14 protein-coding genes and 1 pseudogene are annotated in these 17,991 nt (G+C 70.2%); 3 read left to right on the forward strand and 12 right to left on the reverse strand.

Translation table 11 applies throughout. From position 1 onward, the window contains the following. Positions 1-166: 166 nt before the first annotated feature. Both ABZ027_RS14895 and ABZ027_RS14900 read right to left on the reverse strand, forming a co-directional pair. Positions 167-4,186, reverse strand: a complete 4,020-nt coding sequence (locus tag ABZ027_RS14895) for an AAA family ATPase (protein WP_356768121.1) — start codon at positions 4,184-4,186, stop codon at positions 167-169. A gap of 718 nt (positions 4,187-4,904) precedes the next feature. Further along, positions 4,905-5,945: an Lrp/AsnC family transcriptional regulator gene (locus tag ABZ027_RS14900; RefSeq protein WP_356768123.1), complete on the reverse strand. Its 1,041-nt coding sequence runs from the start codon at positions 5,943-5,945 to the stop codon at positions 4,905-4,907. Positions 5,946-6,071: 126 nt separating this feature from the next. Between ABZ027_RS14900 and ABZ027_RS14905 the strand changes: the two genes are divergently transcribed. Together ABZ027_RS14905 and ABZ027_RS14910 are read left to right on the forward strand one after the other, a co-directional pair. Further along, positions 6,072-6,839: a M20/M25/M40 family metallo-hydrolase gene (locus ABZ027_RS14905; protein ID WP_356768125.1), complete on the forward strand. Its 768-nt coding sequence runs from the start codon at positions 6,072-6,074 to the stop codon at positions 6,837-6,839. A gap of 153 nt (positions 6,840-6,992) precedes the next feature. Next, positions 6,993-8,408 carry an aspartate ammonia-lyase gene (locus ABZ027_RS14910; RefSeq protein WP_356768127.1) on the forward strand — a complete coding sequence of 472 codons (1,416 nt, stop codon included), beginning with the start codon at positions 6,993-6,995 and terminating at the stop codon, positions 8,406-8,408. A gap of 136 nt (positions 8,409-8,544) precedes the next feature. Here ABZ027_RS14910 and ABZ027_RS14915 read toward each other — a convergent pair whose 3' ends face one another. The 4 genes from ABZ027_RS14915 to ABZ027_RS14930 form a co-directional block, all read right to left on the reverse strand. Next, a complete protein-coding gene (locus ABZ027_RS14915; RefSeq protein WP_356768129.1) occupies positions 8,545-8,892 on the reverse strand; it encodes a hypothetical protein in 348 nt (115 codons plus the stop codon). 180 nt (positions 8,893-9,072) lie between these two features. Continuing rightward, entirely contained in the window at positions 9,073-9,759 is a 687-nt protein-coding gene (locus tag ABZ027_RS14920; RefSeq protein WP_356768131.1) for a GntR family transcriptional regulator, read from the reverse strand. Beyond that, on the reverse strand, positions 9,719-10,492 hold the full coding sequence (locus ABZ027_RS14925) for an amino acid racemase (RefSeq protein WP_356768133.1): 774 nt from the start codon (positions 10,490-10,492) through the stop codon (positions 9,719-9,721). The genes ABZ027_RS14920 and ABZ027_RS14925 overlap by 41 nt, the downstream gene beginning before the upstream one ends. Next, positions 10,489-11,808 carry a dicarboxylate/amino acid:cation symporter gene (locus ABZ027_RS14930; RefSeq protein ID WP_356768135.1) on the reverse strand — a complete coding sequence of 440 codons (1,320 nt, stop codon included), beginning with the start codon at positions 11,806-11,808 and terminating at the stop codon, positions 10,489-10,491. Before ABZ027_RS14930 ends, ABZ027_RS14925 begins: the two co-directional genes overlap by 4 nt. 263 nt (positions 11,809-12,071) lie before the next feature. On the opposite strand from ABZ027_RS14930, the gene ABZ027_RS14935 reads away from it, so the two are divergent. Next, positions 12,072-13,592: an aspartate ammonia-lyase gene (locus ABZ027_RS14935; RefSeq protein ID WP_356768137.1), complete on the forward strand. Its 1,521-nt coding sequence runs from the start codon at positions 12,072-12,074 to the stop codon at positions 13,590-13,592. Between the two features lie 155 nt (positions 13,593-13,747). On the opposite strand, the gene ABZ027_RS14940 is transcribed toward ABZ027_RS14935, so the two are convergent. From ABZ027_RS14940 to ABZ027_RS14965, 6 genes and pseudogenes are all read right to left on the reverse strand, one after another. Then, positions 13,748-14,404, reverse strand: coding sequence for a DUF433 domain-containing protein (locus ABZ027_RS14940; protein WP_356768139.1), 657 nt, complete (start codon positions 14,402-14,404; stop codon positions 13,748-13,750). A gap of 97 nt (positions 14,405-14,501) precedes the next feature. Continuing rightward, the gene (locus ABZ027_RS14945; RefSeq protein ID WP_356768140.1) at positions 14,502-15,428 is read right to left on the reverse strand and encodes a hypothetical protein; all 927 of its coding nucleotides are present in this window, start codon (positions 15,426-15,428) and stop codon (positions 14,502-14,504) included. A 307-nt stretch (positions 15,429-15,735) separates the two neighbouring features. Continuing rightward, positions 15,736-16,743, reverse strand: a complete 1,008-nt coding sequence (locus tag ABZ027_RS14950; RefSeq protein WP_356768142.1) for a carbon-nitrogen hydrolase family protein — start codon at positions 16,741-16,743, stop codon at positions 15,736-15,738. Positions 16,744-17,046: 303 nt separating this feature from the next. Further along, positions 17,047-17,394, reverse strand: coding sequence for a hypothetical protein (locus ABZ027_RS14955; protein ID WP_356768144.1), 348 nt, complete (start codon positions 17,392-17,394; stop codon positions 17,047-17,049). A gap of 74 nt (positions 17,395-17,468) precedes the next feature. Continuing rightward, positions 17,469-17,747 (reverse strand): CopG family transcriptional regulator, encoded by a 279-nt coding sequence (locus ABZ027_RS14960; RefSeq protein ID WP_356768146.1) that lies wholly within the window; start codon positions 17,745-17,747, stop codon positions 17,469-17,471. A 63-nt stretch (positions 17,748-17,810) separates the two neighbouring features. Then, positions 17,811-17,927 (reverse strand): annotated as a pseudogene (locus ABZ027_RS14965) (restriction endonuclease); the annotation flags it as partial. Positions 17,928-17,991: the final 64 nt, after the last annotated feature.

Below are 17,991 nucleotides of genomic sequence, written 5' to 3' on the forward strand. Positions count from 1 at the left end.
AACCGACCGGACCCCGCAGGACACGGACCGGACCCCGCAGGACACGAGAAGGCCCGACCGCTGGCGACGGGGGATGCACCAGCGATCGGGCTATGGCCAAGACTAACAACGCCGCATGTCCGGTGGGAGCCGACTGCTGCGGCGTACCGAGAAGTTGTGATCGGGATCACGTGTCACACGGGGGGTCGTAGGAGAGGCGTGGCAGGTACTCGTGCCATTTCTCCGACGTCAGTACGCCCCGAGTGGTCGAGCAGATACGGCGGATGGCGTCGTCCGCCTCCAGGTTCCAGAGCCGGACGGTGTCGGTCCCGCTCGACACTCCGAGCATGTCGCTCTTCGGACTGAAGGACAGGAAACTGCCGGTCTTGGCGTTCGGGCTCATCGACTGGCCGATGGGAGAGGCGTCGGAGGGGCGGGCCACGTCCCAGAGCCGGACCGTGTTGTCGTTGCCGCCGCTGGCCAGCCTGCGGCCGTCCTGGCTGAAGGTCAGCGAGACGACCGCTTCGGTGTGGCCGGTGAGGGGGGAGCCCAGCCGGGTCGCCTTCCGGGGGTCGGTCACGTCCCAGAGCCGGACCGTGCCGTCGTCGCTGCCGCTGGCCACCGTGTGGCCGTCCGGACTGTAGACGAGCTTGTTGATGGGGCCGAGGTGCCCCCTGAGAGGCGCGCCGAGGCGGGCGGCATGACGGGGGTCGGCGACGTTCCACAGCCGGACGGTGCCGTCCGCGCCGGCGCTGGCCAGAGTGTGGCTGTCCGGGCTGAAGGCGAGGGAGTTGACGTAGCCCGTGTGACCGGAGAGAGGCTTGCCGAGCGGACGCGGACGGGACGGGTCGCTGACGTTCCACAGCTGAATGGTGCGTTCGTCATGGGCGGTTGCCAGTGTGTGCCCGTCCGGGCTGAAGGCCAGCGCGGCCACGATCCGTGTCCGCAGCGTGATGGGCGGACCGTAGGCGACGGGCCGCGCCGGGTCCGTGACGTTCCACAGCCGCACCGAGCGCCTTCCGGTCTGCACCGCGAGTGTGCGGCCGTCGGGGGAGAAGGCCAGCACACTCACCTCACCGTCCCCCGGCTTGAAGGGTTCGCCCAGCAACACGGGCCGGTCGGGATCGCGCACGTTCCACAACCGGATCCTTCCGTCGCGCGCGACCGTGACGAGCACGCGTCCGTCCGGGCGGAACGCTCCGATGCGGCCGATCATGTCCGACGTCGGTATCGACCACAGGCGGACCGTGTTGTCGCCGCTCCCGGTGGCGAGGGTCCGCCCGTCGGGGCTGAAGCCCAGGGCGTACATCTCGCCGTTGCTCCCCGCGAGCGGCTCGCCGACCTGCGACGGGTACGCCGGATCACTGACGTTCCACAGGCTGGCCGTACTGTCCTCGCTGGCGGCGGCGAGCGTGCTTCCGTCCGGGCTGAACGCCACGGACCAGATGGGGCCGGTGTGGCCGGCGAGCGGCGTGCCGAGCGGCGCCGCGTGACGGGGGTCGGCGACGTCCCACAGCCGGACGGTGTTGTCCGCGCCGCCACTGGCGAGGGTCTTGCCGTCGGGGCTGAACGTCACGGAGTGCACCAGGTCGGTGTGGCCGGTCAGCACCTTGTCGATCGGCACCGGATGACGCGGATCGCTCGTGTCCCACAGCCTGATCGTGTCGTCGTCGCCACCGGCGGCCAGTGTTCGCCCGTCGGGACTGAACGCCACGGCGCGCACGGCGTCGTCGGGACTGGTCAGGGCACCGATCGCCTTCGGCCGGCTCGGGTCGCCCACATCCCACAGGCGTACCGTCTGGTCGTCCCCGGCGGAGGCCAGAGTCCGCCCGTCCGGACTGAAGGCGATCAGGTAGATCGTGCCGTCATGGCCGGTCAGGGGTGCGCCGAGCGGCCGCGGGTGGCGGGGATCCCGTACGTTCCACAGCCGTACGGTGCCGTCGTCCGAGGCGCTCGCGAGGGTGGCGCCGTCCGGGCTGAAGACGGCACTGCTCACCCAACTCGTGTGGCCGGTCAGTGGCTTGCCCAACGGTTCGGGCCGGGTCGGGTCGCTCACGTCCCACAGCCGTACGGTGCGGTCGTTGCTGGCGGTGGCCAGGGTCCGCCCGTTCGGGCTGAACGAGGTGAGGTAGACGGCGCCGGTGTGGCCCGGCATCGGTGTGGCCAGCGGCGCGTTCACGATCGACACCAGCCGGTTGTTCGTGTCCTCGTCGTCGGGCCGCAAGTCGTGTGCCACCAGGTCGAGCTGGGCGGACAGCGACGGATCGGTGTACTGGACGCGGTCGGCCTCGGCGACCACCTGCTCGAACACCGCCTCGTTGCGCTGCTGCCAGGCGACCACCGCCGCGCCCACGGCCAGCATGGCCAGGACGACCAGCGCCGACACCGCGCCGCGGCTGATCCACACGGTCCGCCGGCGCAGCCTGACCGAAGCGGCCAGGAAGTCCACCGCACTGCGGGTCAGGAAGGTGTCACCGGCGGTCTTCGCCCAGTTCTGGGCCTGCTCCAGACGTGAACCCCGGTAGAGCAGCGACGTGTCACGGTCGGAGCCCTCCCAGGACCGGCCGTCCTCCTCCAGCCGCTGGCGCAGCAGGTGATCGCCGCGGTTCTCGTCGATCCAGTCACGCAGCCGGGGCCACGCGTGCAGCAGCGCCTCATGGGTGATCTCGACGGTCTCGGCGTCCAGGGTCACCAGCCGGGCCCGCACCAGCGCTTCGAGCGACTCCTCCGTCTTGCCGGGGTCCGTCGACTCCTCCGACAACAGCCGCCACGTCCCGCGCCGCCGGGTGGCCTGGGTGTCCTCGCCCAGCCGGACCAGCCGCAGCAGCAGCAACCGGGCGGCCGTCCGCGCCGCCGGGTCCAGCCCCGACCAGGCCCGCTCGGCGGTCGCGGCCACCGCGCCCTGGATCCCGCCCGCCGCCCGGTACCCGGCCAGCGTCAGCCGCCCCGCCTTGCGCCGCTGCCAGGTGGCGAGCAGCGCGTGCGACAGCAGCGGCAGCGCCCCCGCGTCGTGCGCGCCGCGCGGCCGGTCGGCGCTCACCTCCCGCACGATCAGCTCCGCAAGCCCGGGCTCCAACTCCAGCCCCACCGCCTTGGCCGGTCCGGTCACCGCCTCCCTCAACTCCGCGTCGCTGAGGGGGCCTAGCACCATGTGACGGTGCTGGAGCGCGTCGGCGAGTTCGGGATGTCCGAGGCACTGCTCGTAGAAGTCGGCACGGATCCCGAGGACCACGAGCGCGGGGGCCTGGCCGTCGCCGGGCGCGGAGGCCCCGGGGATCGACGTGGCGGGCATGGACGCGGCATGCAGGACCTGGACGAAGGCCCGCCGTTCGGCCTCGTCCGAGCAGAGGGTGAACGCCTCCTCGAACTGGTCCACGATGACGACGGGACGCCCACCGGACGGCGCCGCACGCCGCGCCCACCCGGCGAAGGCCTCCCGCACCGAGTCGGCGAACGCCTCGGACCCCGCCGTGTCCAGGGCGACGTCGGCCAGTTCGGGAACCCGGCGGGTCAGCTCCTTCAGCGGATCGGAACCCGGGACGAGCTGGAGCACGGGAGGTGCCGGACCACTCCCGTCGCTGAGCGCCCCGTCCCGCACCGCGGTGACCAGACCGGCGTTCAGCAGGGACGACTTCCCCGCCCCCGACGCGCCCACGAGCATCACCAGTCCACCGGTCGACTCGGTCGCGCGCAGCTGCGCGACGAGTGCCTGCGTGCACCGCTCCCGCCCGAAGAACCACCCGGCGTCCTGCTGCCGGTAGGAGGCCAGTCCCCGGTACGGACACACCCCACCGGCCACGGACGACGCCTCGCCCCGGGCCCGCTGCTCCTCGCCCGCCTCCGTCTCGACGGCCGGACGGTCACCGACCGGATCGGCCACCGCCCGTTCCCACAGCCGCTGCCAATGCCCCAGGTCGTACAGCCCGTTGGACACCGGGGCGGGCCGCGCCCGCCGGGCCTGGGGTATCAGCACGTGCAGCACCGCCGCGAGAGCGGCGAACTGGGCCGGCACGTTCTTGGCCCGCCGCCAGTCACTGATCCGCTGGGCCGACACCCGCACCGACCGCCCCCGCTCATCGACGCGCCGCAGTCGTACGACCGCCTCGGCGACGCTCTTGAGGGGAGGGTTGCCGGCCTCCTTGTACAGCAGCGCGAGACGCTCCGCGAAGGCCGTGCGTGCCCCTGAGTCGGAACTCAAGGCCTTCACCCCTCACTTCGCTCGCACCTGAACATCCGGACCGGAAAACTCACTTTATATGTCTGACCTGCGGATATGATGCCGAGGGGCTGCCGGAACCTCCTTGCGCGGGGCCGGAACTGGCAGGATCACCCCGTAACAGCGCGGCAACCGGACGTCACCAGGACCGGCCACCAGCTCAGCGCTCGACCGAGAGACACCCCACCGCTCGGCGCGTTCCCCGTCGGCCTCCGCCGCCGTCACGGAACAGCGCCGCCGGTCTCTCCATCCGAGCCAGAGAGATCCACCGAGATCCGGCACTGGTCCCCCATCCACGCCCGCACGGCAGGGATGGACGCGTCCGCACCGTCCGGCACCGGTCCCCACGAGGGGAGGGACCGGCGCCGGACGACGCGCCGCGTCCCCGTGATCCGTTCCGAGTCATCCCCGACTCATTCCCGACCCGGCCCCGAACAACGCGTCGACCCGGCGCCCGTTTCCGGAAGCCGGGTCTGACGTGCTGTCTCCATCCGGTGCACCTCGTCGACGACTGCGGCGGATGGGACGAGCTCCGTTGTCCATCGGTCGCCGGAGCGCTGTGCCCCCGTGTGAGCGGGTTCGGCCAACGGCGCGGCGGAACCGACGCACGCCAACGCCAAGGACAGCCGCCCCTACTCGGAGTTGACCCCGCAGGAGCAGGCGAACGCGGTGGGCTGACCCGCCGAGGATCACCCGCGACGGAGCCTGGTCAGCGGCGCAGGTTCTCCGGCATGTGGGCCCAGGGGTTGATCGGCACCACACCGGTGCTGCGGCCGTCGTCGTCGAGCAGCCGGCCCATGCGCTTGGTCATCCGCAGGACGATGGCGCGTTCGGTCAGCCTGAGGGCTGGAAAGCGCTCGGCGAGCATTCCCTCCAGGCGGTGGCTGTCGCCCAGGGAGCGCAGCCAGACGATCACGACGAGGTTGTCGGTCCCGGTCACCGCCGCGCACATCCGGATCTCGGGAAGGGTGACCAGGACCCGGGCGGTCATCTCCAGGTCGTTGGGCGGGACCCGTGCCCAGAATGTGGCGATGACAGGCCAGCCGCTGATGATCTGGGCCACCTCGCCGCGGAACGACACCAGCCGGTCGTGGACCACTCGCTCCAGACGGCGTCGGGTGGTGGACACGCTCGTCGAGGTGAGGTCGGCGAGCTCGGCGACCGTTCGGCGGCCGTCGCCACCTAGCGCGAGTACCAGGTCGCGGTAGGACGTGGGGAGAAGGCCGTCGCCCCCTACATGGGGCGGGGTGGGCCGGGTGAGGTGGGCGCGTTGGTCGGGGGTGAGCGCGTGGAGCCGCCATTTGCTGCCCTCGCTGTAGAAGCGGGTGGCGGTGTGGGTGCGCGTTCCGCGTACCCCGGCGAGCCGGCTCACGTGGTCGAGAACGAAGCGTGACAGGGACTGCAGGTCCGTGAACAGGACGATGAGAAACAGGTCACGTCCGCTCCCGACCTGGGAAACGGACGCGACCTGCGACACCCGGACAAGCGCGTCGACCACGTGATGCCGGGCGCCCGGTTCGCAATCCACCTCGACGAAGGCCAGGCAGTACCGGTCGGCCCAGGTGCTCAGTTTTGGATACGCGGTCACCCAGGCGAGACCGTCATCGGAGATCCGCTGCCAGCGTCTCGCCGCGGTTGCCGGGTTGATGTCCAGCGCCCTGCCGATCTCGGTCCAGGTGGCCCGGGGCGCGATCTGCAGCGCGTTGATCAACGACAGGTCGACCTCGTCGAGGGTGAACGAATCCCGCATTTGATCTCACCCCCTGGCTCTTTCCCTACATTTCAGCACCACTGGCGCACAACTGGCCAACCTGAGGTGACCCCGCTGACCCGCGGACCGGTGGTCCACGAAAGCTCTGGAGGTGCACCCACTGCCATGACGATCTACGACGACGCGACCGCCCTGCAGGATGACATCGCATCGCTGCGCCGCAGCCTGCACGCCGAACCCGAGGTCGGCCTCAGCCTGCCGCGCACCCAGGAGAAGGTACTGAGCGCGCTGGACGGCCTCCCGCTGGAGATCTCCGTGGGCGCCGGGTTGTCCTCGGTGACCGGGGTGCTCAGGGGCGGTCGGCCCGGACCGGTGGTGCTGCTGCGGGGTGACATGGATGCGCTGCCGGTGGCCGAGCGCACCGGCTTGGAGTTCACCTCGCGGTCGGAGGCAGCCATGCACGCCTGTGGACACGATCTGCACACCTCGATGCTGGTCGGCGCCGCCCGACTCATCGCGGTCCTGCCACTGTGCGGCGCCCTCTCGGACCGCATCGGGCGCCGACCCAACCTGCTGGTCTTCGGGCTGGGCATGGCCGTCCTCTCCTACCCCCTGGCACGTCTGGCCCGATCCGGCGGAGTGTGGCAGCTCGGCCTCGCCATGACGATCGCGCTGGTCTTCATCGCGCTGATCGCGTCCATCGCACCCGCCGTCTTCGCCGAACTGTTCCCCACCCATGTGCGCGCCACCGGCACCGCCGTGCCCTACGCGATCGCCGTGGCCCTGTGCGGCGGCACGGCACCGTACCTGCTGACCTGGCTGTCCAGCCACCACGCCGAGGGCTGGTTCACCGGCTACTCCATCGCCCTGCTGCTGATCGGTGTGCTCGTCGTGCTCGTCACCCCGGAGACGCGGGGCAAGACGCTGGAGTGATCCCCCCTCCGGCAGGGCCGACCAGCAACCCGTCCGGCCCTGCCGGAGGCCCCTTCTCCTTCAGCTTCTCCTCAGCTCTCCTCAGCTCGCTTCAGCAGCCGAGCCGCGCCGGTGCCGCAAGGCGTCCGGCCCCACACACCAGGAGTACGCACCATGGCGGACGACCTGTTCCGCGACGAGCACGACCTACTGGGCGACCACCCCGTCCCCTCCGACGCCTACTTCGGCCTCCACACCCTGCGGGCGGTGCAGAACTTCCCGATCACCGGCACCCCCATCTCGGTCCACCCCGACCTGATCGACGGCCTGGCCGCCGTCAAGCAGGCCGCCGCCCTGGCCAACCGCGACCTGGGGCACCTCGACGCTCACAAGGCCGACGCGATCGTCGCCGCCTGCGAGGAAATCCGCTCCGGGAAGCTGCACGACCAGTTCGTCGTGGACGTCATCCAGGGCGGGGCGGGCACCTCGACCAACATGAACGCCAACGAAGTCATCGCCAACCGCGCCTTGGAGCACCTCGGTCTGCCGCGTGGCGACTACCGCCATCTGCACCCGCTGGACGACGTGAACGCGGGTCAGAGCACCAACGACGCCTACCCCACCGCCCTCAAAGTGGCCCTGCACCTGACCGCCCACCGGCTGAAGGAGGCCATGGCGATCCTGCGGCACGCCTTCGCGACCAAGGCCGATGAGTTCGCGGACGTGATCAAGACGGGCCGTACCCAGCTTCAGGACGCGGTACCGATGACGCTCGGGCAGGAGTTCAACACCTACGCGGTGATGCTCGGCGAGGACGAGCAACGCCTCGCCGAGGCCTGCGCACTGATCCGCGAGATCAACCTGGGCGGTACGGCGATCGGCACCGGCCTCAACTCCCCTCCCCGCTACGCCGAACTGGCCTGCGCCTACCTGTCCGAGATCACCGGTATCCCGCTCAGCACCGCGTCCGACCTGGTCGAAGCCACCCAGGACGTCGGATCGTTCGTCCAACTCTCCGGAGTCCTCAGACGCATCGCGGTCAAACTCTCCAAAACCTGCAACGACCTGCGCCTGCTCTCGTCCGGCCCCCGCGCGGGATTCGCCGAGATCAACCTCCCGCCGGTGCAGGCCGGATCCAGCATCATGCCGGGCAAGGTCAACCCGGTGATCCCCGAGGTGGTCAACCAGATCGCCTTCAAAGCCGTCGGCAACGACATCACCGTCACCTTCGCCGCAGAAGCCGGCCAGCTCCAACTCAACGCGTTCGAACCGGTCATCGCCCACTGCCTCTTCGAAAGCCTCACCCAGCTGCGCGCCGGATGCCTGACTCTGGCGGAGCGCTGCGTCCTCGGCATCACCGCGAACCGCGACCACCTCCGCGCCACGGTGGAGAACACCATCGGCATCGTGACCGCCCTCAACCCGCACATCGGCTACGCCCAGGCCGGCGCCGCCGCCCAGGAAGCGCTCGTCACCGGCCGCACCGTTGCCGACGTCGTTCTGGCACAGGGACTCCTCACGCAGGCCGACCTCGACGACATCCTCCGCCCGGAAGCCCTCGTACGATCCGGCAGCCGCGGTTCCTGGTGACAGCGGCCAGGAAGCGCGCAGCGATGGCGCACCCCGGCCTCCCGTCTGTGACGTCCCCACCAACGGATCGCAGTGGTGGCGCACGGCCGAAGACGAAGATCCCCATCGCTGTGGACGCCGCGGATGACCGTGCCGTTCAGAGGCGCAGCAGCCGCTGTGTGACCTCCCGGTACTGCCTCAGCGCGAGGCGAAGTTCCGCGGACTGCGTCTCGGGATCCCGGTCCTGCCAGCCCTCACGCAGGAGCCGCCGTTGTTCCGCGAGGGCGTCCGCGAGCAGGGCAGCGGCTTCGTCGAAGGCCCCCTCGGCCTTCTCCAGCGCCTCACGCGGGGTGTCGGCGAAGGCGTTGACGGCCTGTCCGAGACGCTGAAGGACCTTGTCCCGCTCACCGGACGGAAACAGCGCGTCCGGCCGGGGGGCGCGCCGCTCGTCGCGTCCCGAGGCCTTGCCCGCGGGCTGCTGAGCACGCGACTGGTCGTACATCATCAAATGCCGCCTTCCTGTACGTCATGCCTGTACGTCATGCCTGTACGTTGACTGGCGGCAGGGGGCCGAGCCATGCCGCCAGTCAACGTCCGGCAGGGCTCGGTGTCAACGCGCCGATCGGTGACGGACGCGGCGAGTGGGTGGACCGCGGCCTGAGCGACGGCGGCGGAGGCTGGTGTCCTAATCGGTCGCGGTCTCGGTGAACTGGTTCGTGTCGAAGAGCTGGTTGATGTGTCCGCCGAGTTCGGACCAGTGCTGTCCGGAGAGGTCGGCGGCGGCGCGGGCGTCGCCTCCGGCGCAGACCTCGATGAGCTGGTCGTGATGCTCGATGGTGTTGCGGCCACCGAGCAGCGTGGAGAACTTGCGGTAGAGGATGCGGTGGATCTGGGGGTGCAGCTGTCCGACGATCCGGCTGAGCACGGGGTTGTCCGCGGCCGTGATGGGGACCGCGTGGAAGCGGTCGTCGGCGGCGAGGGCGGCCGTGATGTCGTTGGCGGCGACGGCGCGCTCGAAGTCGCGGTTGGCCTCGCGCATGTGGCACAAGTCCTGCTCGGTCATGACCGGTACGGCGGTCGCGACGGCGAGTTGGTCGAGGGAGCGCAGCACGGCGAGCGTCTTTTCGACGTCACGGCGGTTGAGGGTGGTGATGCGGGTGTAGACGCCGGGCTTCGCCTCGACCAGACCGATGTCGGCGAGCCGGGCGAGCGCCTCGCGCACCGGGGTGCGGCTGAGCCCGAGACGCTCGGCGAGCTCGCTGTCCTTCACCTTCTCCCCGGGGACGAGTTCGCCGAGCACGATGGAGTCGCGCAGACGCTGGAAGACCTCGTCACTGAGGAGGCGACGGGATACGGGGCTGTCGAGTGACATATTGCGTACGATACATTGCGCCCCGCATCCCGGCCCGGCGGACCAGGGCCCGGGCCAGGATGACGGCCGGGTCGATGAGGGGGACGTCGACTGCCTCGGCGGGAAGGCCCAGGGGGATCTCGGTGCAGCCTGCGATGACCGCCTGGGCGCCCTGTTCGGTGAGCTGCCGTGCGGCGTCGGCCAGGGGTGCGGCCGCCGCGCCGTGGTCGCCGGCCTTGACGGCGCGGACGGCGGCCATGACCTGGGGCTGCTGGCGGGCGGGGTCGGGCAGGGCGAGGCGGATGCCGTAACGGTCGAGCCATTCCTGGTACAGGCCCGCGTGGACGGTCCCGGTGGTGGCCAGCAGTCCGGCGGTGCGGACGGCAGGCCGCAGGGCGGTGAGATGGCGGGCGACCTCCCCGATCATGTGGACGATCGGCAGGCCGACGTGGTCGGCGATGCGCGGCACGAAGGCGTGCGCGGTGTTGCAGGGGATGGCGATGACGGTGGCGCCGGCCTCGCGCAGGACGCGGGCGCCGTTGAGGAGCCACGGGGTGGGGTCGGGGCCGTTGCCGAGGAGGGCCTCGGTGCGGTCGGGGATGGTGGGGTCGGACCAGATGACCGTCCTGAGGTGGTCCTGGTCGTGGTGGCCCGGAGTCATCGACACCAGCTTGGCGTAGAAGTCGGCGGTGGCCGCCGGTCCCATGCCGCCCAGGATGCCGATGATCTCCGTGGTGCCGGTCGGGCCGGTCACTGCGCGGCGTCCTTCTGGAGGGCGTGTTCGAGCGGCGGCTCGGGGCGGGTGGCGGCGTCCGCCTGGGTGCCGTCCGCCTGGGTGCCGTCCCCGTAGGCGGCTGCCCCGTCGGCGGCGCGGGCGGCCTCGTCGGGGCCTCGTTTGGCCTCGCGGCGTTTCTCGGAACTGTCGACGACCGCGGCGGCGAGCGAGTTGCCGACCACGTTCACGCCGGTACGGGCCATGTCGACGATGAAGTCCACGCCGAGCAGCAGGGCGATGCCCTCTGCGGGCAGACCGATGCTGTTGCCGGCCGCTATCAGGACGACGATGGACGCGGAGGCGACACCGGCCATGCCCTTGGAGAGGATGACCAGCACACCGACCATGAGCAGCAGGGCGGGCAGGGAGGTGTCGGCGCCGTACGCGTTGGCGAGGAAGACCAGGGCGGCGGCCTGGTAGAGCACCGAGCCGTCGGTGTTGAAGGAGTAGCCGAGAGGGACGACGAACGAGGTCGTCGACCGGCTGAGCCCGAAGGCTTCCAGTTTGACCATCAGCGGAGCCAGGACGGACTCGGAGCTGCGGGTGACGAAGGCGATCCCGGCCAGGTTGGCGATCGACTTCAGCAGCTCGACGTAGCGGATGCGGTAGATCGCGGCGATGAGCGGGAAGAGCACGCCGACCACGATGGCCAGGCCCGCGTAGACCACGGCGATGAAGCCCGCGAGGCTGCGGAGGTTGCCGAAGCCGTAGTAGGCGACGTCGTAGGAGATGAAGCCGAGCACGCCCAGGGGCGCGACGCGGATGACGTAGCCGACGACCTTGAACATCACCGCGGCGACGGACTCCAGTACGGAGGCGAAGGGTTCCGCCTTCTCCCCGATCGCGGCCATGGCCACGCCCACCAGCAGGGCGAAGGTGATCGCGCCGAGCAGGTTGCCCTCGCCGAACGCGGCGAAGATGTTCTTCGGTACGGCGTGCAGGACCAGCTCGTGGAAGTCGACGCCCTGGCTCAGGCCCTCCAGGTCCTTGGCGTCGGTCCCGTGGACGGGGGCGCCTTTGCCGATGCCGGTGAACTTGGCCAGGCCCACCGCGATCAGCAGGACGACGGTCGTGACGAGCTCGAAGTAGAGGATCGCCTTGCCGGCGATCCGGCCGACCTTCTTGACCGACTCCATGCGGGCGATGCCCAGCACGATGAGCGGGAACACCAGCGGCAGGACGACGACCTGCACCAGGTTGAGGAAGACGTCCCCGAGGATCTTCATCTGCTCGCCGGCGCTCGGCGCGAGGGTGCCGATCAATGCTCCGAGGCCGACGGCGATGATCGACTGCACGCCGATCGGCGTCCGCAGACATCGCCGCAACACTCGCCGGGGGAGCCCCGGTTGAGGTCCGGATCGGGTGTCCGCGCCGACGTCCGGGGTGGGTGATGCGTTCACTGGGTGCCTCCTGACGGTTCCAATATATTGCGCTCTGCGTATTGGGCCGTAAGACTGGGCCTCACGGCGGCGCCCTGTCAAGGGGTCCCGCACCGCCGCACCGGCCGACGGCACATCCGCCGAAGCCGACGACCGACGGCCGACGACGAGGAGCACAGATGACACAGACGGCACAGACGGCACAGACGGCACAGAGGGCACAGACGGCACAGACGGAACGGTCGGCACGGACCGCACAGGAATCACCCCGGCCGGGCACGGGACAGACCACCCGCGTCGAGCACGATCTGGTGGGCGACAAGGAGGTCCCGGCCGACGCCTACTACGGCGTGCACACGGTGCGGGCCGTGGAGAACTTCGCGATCACCGGGTCCACCATCGCCCAGTTCCCCGACCTGATCGCCTCCCTGGCCGCGGTCAAACAGGCCGCCGCGACCGCCAACCGCGACCTCGGCCTGCTGCCCCCGGACATCGCCGGGGCGATCATCACCGCGTGCCAGGAGATCGGCGGCGGACACCTCGCCGACCAGTTCGTCGTCGACCCCGTCCAGGGCGGCGCCGGCACCTCGACGAACATGAACGCCAACGAGGTCATCGCCAACCGGGCCCTGGAACTCCTCGGCCACCCCCGCGGCTGCTACGAGGTCGTCCATCCCCTCGACCACGTCAACCTGGGCCAGAGCACCAACGACGTCTACCCCACCGCCGTCCGCCTCGCCCTGGTCACCGCACTACGGCGGCTCTGCGACTCCCTGCGGGCCCTGGCCGACAGCTTCTGCGCCAAGGCGGCGGAGTTCAGCGACGTACTGAAGATGGGCCGCACCCAGCTCCAGGACGCCGTCCCCATGACCCTCGGCCAGGAGTTCACCACCTACGCCGTCATGATCGAGGAGGACCGCCAACGCCTCACCGAGGCCGCCGCCCTGCTGCTGGAATCCAACCTCGGCGGCACCGCGATCGGCACCGGCATCAACGGCCACCCCCGCTACGCCGAACTCGCCTGCGCCCACCTCGCCGAGATCAGCGGCGAACCCGTCCAGCCCGCGGGCGACTTCATCGAGGCCACCCAGGACTGCGGTGCCTTCGTGCAGGTCTCCGGCGTCCTCAAACGGGTCGCCGTGAAGCTCTCCAAGACCTGCAACGACCTGCGCCTGACCTCGTCCGGCCCCACCGCGGGACTGGGCGAGATCAACCTGCCCCCGGTACAGGCCGGTTCGTCGATCATGCCCGGCAAGGTCAACCCGGTCATCCCCGAAGTCGTCAACCAGGTCGCCTTCGAGGTCATCGGCAACGACCTGACCGTCACCATGGCCGCCGAAGCGGGCCAGCTCCAGCTGAACGCCTTCGAACCCGTCATCGCCTACAGCCTGTTGCGCTCCCTCACCCACCTGCGCGCCGCCTGCGACACCCTCACCACCCGCTGCGTCCCCGGCATCACCGCCAACCGCGACCACCTCCACGACAGCGTCCACCGCTCCATCGGCCTGGTCACCGCCCTCGCCCCGCACATCGGCTACGCCGCCAGCACCACCCTCGCCCGCCAGGCCCTGGCCACCGGCCGCCCCATCAAGACCCTCGCCGCCGAGGCCGGCCTCCTCACCCCGGAACAACTGGAGGTGATCCTGCGACCCGAGTCCCTCACGGGCCAGGCCCCCCGGCCGACCGGGGCGACGTCGTGACTCGGGTGGCTGCCCCGCCAGTCAGGGCGGCCACGTCCGCTCGATGCGGTCGTGCCGCACGGCGTACGCCGACGTCTCCGATGCGGTGAACCGTCCGCCCGTCGGCTCTCAGCCCTTCTGCGACACGGCGGCCGAGGTTCCGGTCGAGGAAGAACTCAGGCGGCAAGATGCACCACTGCTTGGCAGAGGGCATCCACCTGCTCGGGTGTCATGTCGTAGTCGTACGCGATGTCCTCGACGGACTCCCCGGCCTCCCACAGATCGGTGATGGCCCTGACCGATACCCGGTTCGCGGCCACCACCGGGAGACCGTGGCCGAACCTCGGATCGATCACGACGGGGACGGAGTCCGGGTACTGCCTCAGTCGCAGGCTGGACGGGAAGTCGTCGCCCGGCTCCCAGGTCAGGTACCGGAGATAGTCGGAGACCACTTCCTCGATGGGGACCTGACCGTCGCGGGCTCTGCGCAGGTCCCCCCAACCGTGCTCTACGAAGATGTCAACGCCATCCGTGGCGATCCGCTGCGACACGAGCCCGTACGGGGTGTCGAAAGCGTCCCGTACGGCGGCCGCGGCCTCCCGGATCTCGCTCATGCGGAGCCCCAGGGACCGCAGGGAACGAAGGACGTGCGCCTCGGCGACCGCGATGAACGGCACCGAAGGCTGCCCCTTCCGTACCGGCTCGACCTGGTGGACCAGAGGTGCTCCGGCGGCCTTGCCCTTCAGCCACGAGGTGAGGGTCGACTGCGGAATCTCAAGGTAGGAGGCGGTCTCCGTGGGTGTCAGAAGCCCGTCCTTGAACCTGTCGGCCATGCCCCACCTCCGCTTGATGCCGCCGCTCATGCCGGGTTTCGCATCGTTGCACATCAAGGCTCCCACCCGAGTTCTGACCGCACACCCGCCCACCGGCTCAGCCGGCCGCACGCAGACGGCCCCCCGATCGGCAGTCGCGGCAGTGCCCGGGGGCGGCGGAGCGGAAGGCACGCTCGCAGCCGTCGCAGGTCTGGAAGGGCAGGACAGCCGCCGGACGTTCCACGGCGTGCGCCGACGGAAGTGGGGCGGGCAGAGGCAGGGGCGTCTCGCGTAGGCGGAAGGCGAGGATCCCCGCGGGACGGACAAGGAGGGTGTCGGGGAGACCCGCGGTGAGCAGTTCGGTGATCTGGGACGCGCCCACACCCGCCGCGAGCCACCGCGCGACGGCCGGTGCCAGGCGGGCGGCCTCCTTCTCGGACAGAATCAGCCGCGGATCGACCCGGCGCAGCGCCGTGAGTACGGCGACTGCCTCGGGGTCGGAGTCGGCGAGCGGGGTCGGCATCTCCGCCTCGGCCCGTGCGGGTGCGTGCGCTGTTCGCTGCTCCGTTTCTTTCGCGGACGTGGACGTGGGTGTGGCCGCAGCCGTCCCTGCGGCGCGCTGTTTTCTGGCCCGACGCGGCTTCGGCGGCCCGGGAGGCCCGCCCGGGCCCGGATCCAGATCCGGATCTGGCGTCCCGCCAGGAACGTCGTAGAAGTACGTCCGGGTACGGATCTGCCCGGTGGACAGTCGCTCGCGCCTGCGTTCCAGGTATCCGGCCGCTTCGAGTTCCCTCAGCGCCCGCGAGATCAGGATCTCTCCCTCGGTGAAGTGCTCGCACAGCGCGGCAATGGTCACGGGAGTACCGCTGGGCAGGGAGAGGATGTACACCGCGACGCCGATGGTGACCGCGCTGCCGCGTCGCTGGGCGAGGGCGTTGGAGATCACGGTGAAGTCGGCCGTGAGGCGGGTGCGGACGTGGATCACGCCGGAAGTCGGAGCTCCGGCGTCGGCGCGCAGGCGCGCGTTAGACTGAGGATCAGCCATCGGGAAGGCGTTCACTTCCTGATCGGTGAGGCCCTCGTTCGGGATGCCAGTCCCGGCCGGGGGCCGTATCTGTTTGCGGTTGTCGCGGCGAACGTAACCGCCCGTGTCCCGCGCCTGCAAGCCGGTCACTCGGACGGGTGACGCGGGCCGTGCGGCCGGGGAGGGTGGGTGGGCGGGTAGTTCTTTCCCCCGGTTCTTTAGGGAGGTCAGCGGCCCGCCGGGCCCTCGCGGACAAGGAACCGGCGGACCTGGAGCGCTGGCCGTGACCGGGGCCTGGCCGGCTCGGGTGCGGTGCCGGCCGGCACGACTAGAAGGCCGCTGTCCGGTCTTCGCTGCGCGGGTCGGTCACCTGGTGCTCGGTGTAGATGCCCGCGCGCGCCTCACGACGCCAGGGACGCGCGTAGGTCAGTGCCCAGGTGGCGGCCTCGGAACTGTCGTCGAGGTTCACCACGGCCACCGATGGCGAGTCGCCCGCGGGGCACCGCGCGAGCCAGTCGCCGTTGGGAGCGACGACTCCGGACGTGGTGCTGTCCTGTGTCGGCACTGCCAAGCTGACCCAGTAGCTGTTGACCGCCGCGTGGCCTTGGGCCTGGGCGGCGGTGTTGCCCGGGGTGCCGCTGGTGGAGAACAGGACGCAGTCGACATCCAGCTTCTCGTACTCCGCGAACAACTCCGGGTAGTGGATCTCCATGCCGAGCAGCAGGCCGAAGCGCACACCGTCGACCTCGAAGGTCACCGGTGAGACGCCCGGCGAGTACATGTACGAGACCTTCGTCTTCGACAGCAGGCGCTCGTCGTAACGCGTGACGACCTCGCCGCGATCGGAGATGACGTACAGGCTGTTGTGCGGGCGGTTCGGGCCGCTCAAGCGGTGCACCGAGGGGATCACCGTCCACAACCGCACCTCTCGGGCCAGCTCGGCGATCGTGGCCAACTCCGACCGGAGCACCGGCCACTGGCACCGGTCCCAGTCCGCCGGGCCGACCGTGTCCGGGCCGTCGACGGACATGACGAACTTGCTGGGAAAGCAGATCGCGCCTTCCGGGAAGTGCACGATCCTCGCTCCCTGAGCACTGGCCTCGCGCATCAGCGCACGGACCGCACGCCCGCTTTCGCGCAGCGCTTCCACGTCTCGGGGGTCCTCGCGTACGGGGGTCTGCGCAACGGCGAGCCGCACGCTCAGGGGATTCCTTGCTTCCGGCATGACGTCTCCTGAGGGAGTCGGACGGAAGTGCCGGAGGGCGGACGTGTAGGACTCGCCGGTCTTGGCGGCGCGGGCACGCACCTGGCGCTTGAAGTTCCTACGGGCTGTCATCGCGGCCTTCCACGCCTTGAGCGACGGCTCCCCAGCAACCTCGCCCGAGGCGATCGGGCTGCGACAACGACCTGAGACGCTGGTCCCTTTGCCTCCGACGGGAGACCGTGCTGGGGACGGTCATGGGAGGTTCGGCGTAGGCCACGCAGTCGGTCATCATGCCGTCGCTCGCAGGCGCCGTCAACATCGTTCGACCCGTTCAGTACACCGGCGAACGGCCGGCTGCCGAAGGGCGACACCTGAGCTCGACAGTCGAGCCGGCCTGCGACGGAGCGGGCGCTCGAGGGGTACGAGCCGGCCCACTCACACCTTCTTGACCACGATGGTGTCCGGGAGCAGCCTCTCCAGGTCGTCGACGTCCGAGGTGAAGACGGTGACCTGTCCCTTCTGCTGTCGTGCGATGACGGCGAGCACCGCGTCGATCGCGTGCTTGTGGCCGTGCAACGTGGCGTCCGTCAGGAGTCGGCGTGCCTGGCGGGCCTCGTCCTTTCCGATGTCAGCGACCTGGAGTCGGGACAGAACCCAGTCCCAGCGCTGCTCGGTCGTTCTGCCGTCGTACGCCTCGACCAGTGTCATCGGGGACGTCACGACCTCGGCCTCACCCTGGGCCGCGAGGTCGAACCAGGCGATCATCTTCCGGTCGCCACGCACTGCCAGGGAAAGTGCTTCACAGTCGAGGACGAAGATACGGAGCGGCCTCTGCCCGTGCTTACCTGCCCGCTTCTTCACGCAGCCTCTCCGGCGTTGTGCTTTCCGGTGGTTCGACGCCGCTCGTGTTCGGCGTCGAGCTCCTCCAGCTCGTCCAGCGCTGCCGCATGCTCGTCCTCGGTGACGGGGCCGTGTTCTTCCTGCAGCCAGTCGGCCAGTTCCCGGAGCCGGTCCCGGTCGCGCTTGAAGCGCAGCGCCTCGGCGACGTACGCCGACAGGCCACGCTCTGCCGCGTCCGCACGGATCTCGTCCAGGAGATCCTCGGGAATCGTCACGGTCACCTTCTTTGTCGCCATACAAGAGACCATACTCTTGGTATCGCACTCCTTACCAGTGGGCGCGTGATCGACGCCGGGTGATCAGGCGACCGCGCCGGGGCGTGGGCTGCCGTGGAAGACCTGGCTGGTGTGCCAGGCGCGGTGGACCGCCGCGATGTCAGTGGCGCCTCGTCGGACATCGATCAGTGGGTGCCCGGACGGGCCGGTGACGGCCGTCGGCGCGTCGGCACCGCACACCGAGGTGCCGCCCGGCACCTGAAAC

The organism is Streptomyces sp. NPDC006332 (assembly GCF_040612855.1).
Lineage (GTDB): Bacteria > Actinomycetota > Actinomycetes > Streptomycetales > Streptomycetaceae > Streptomyces.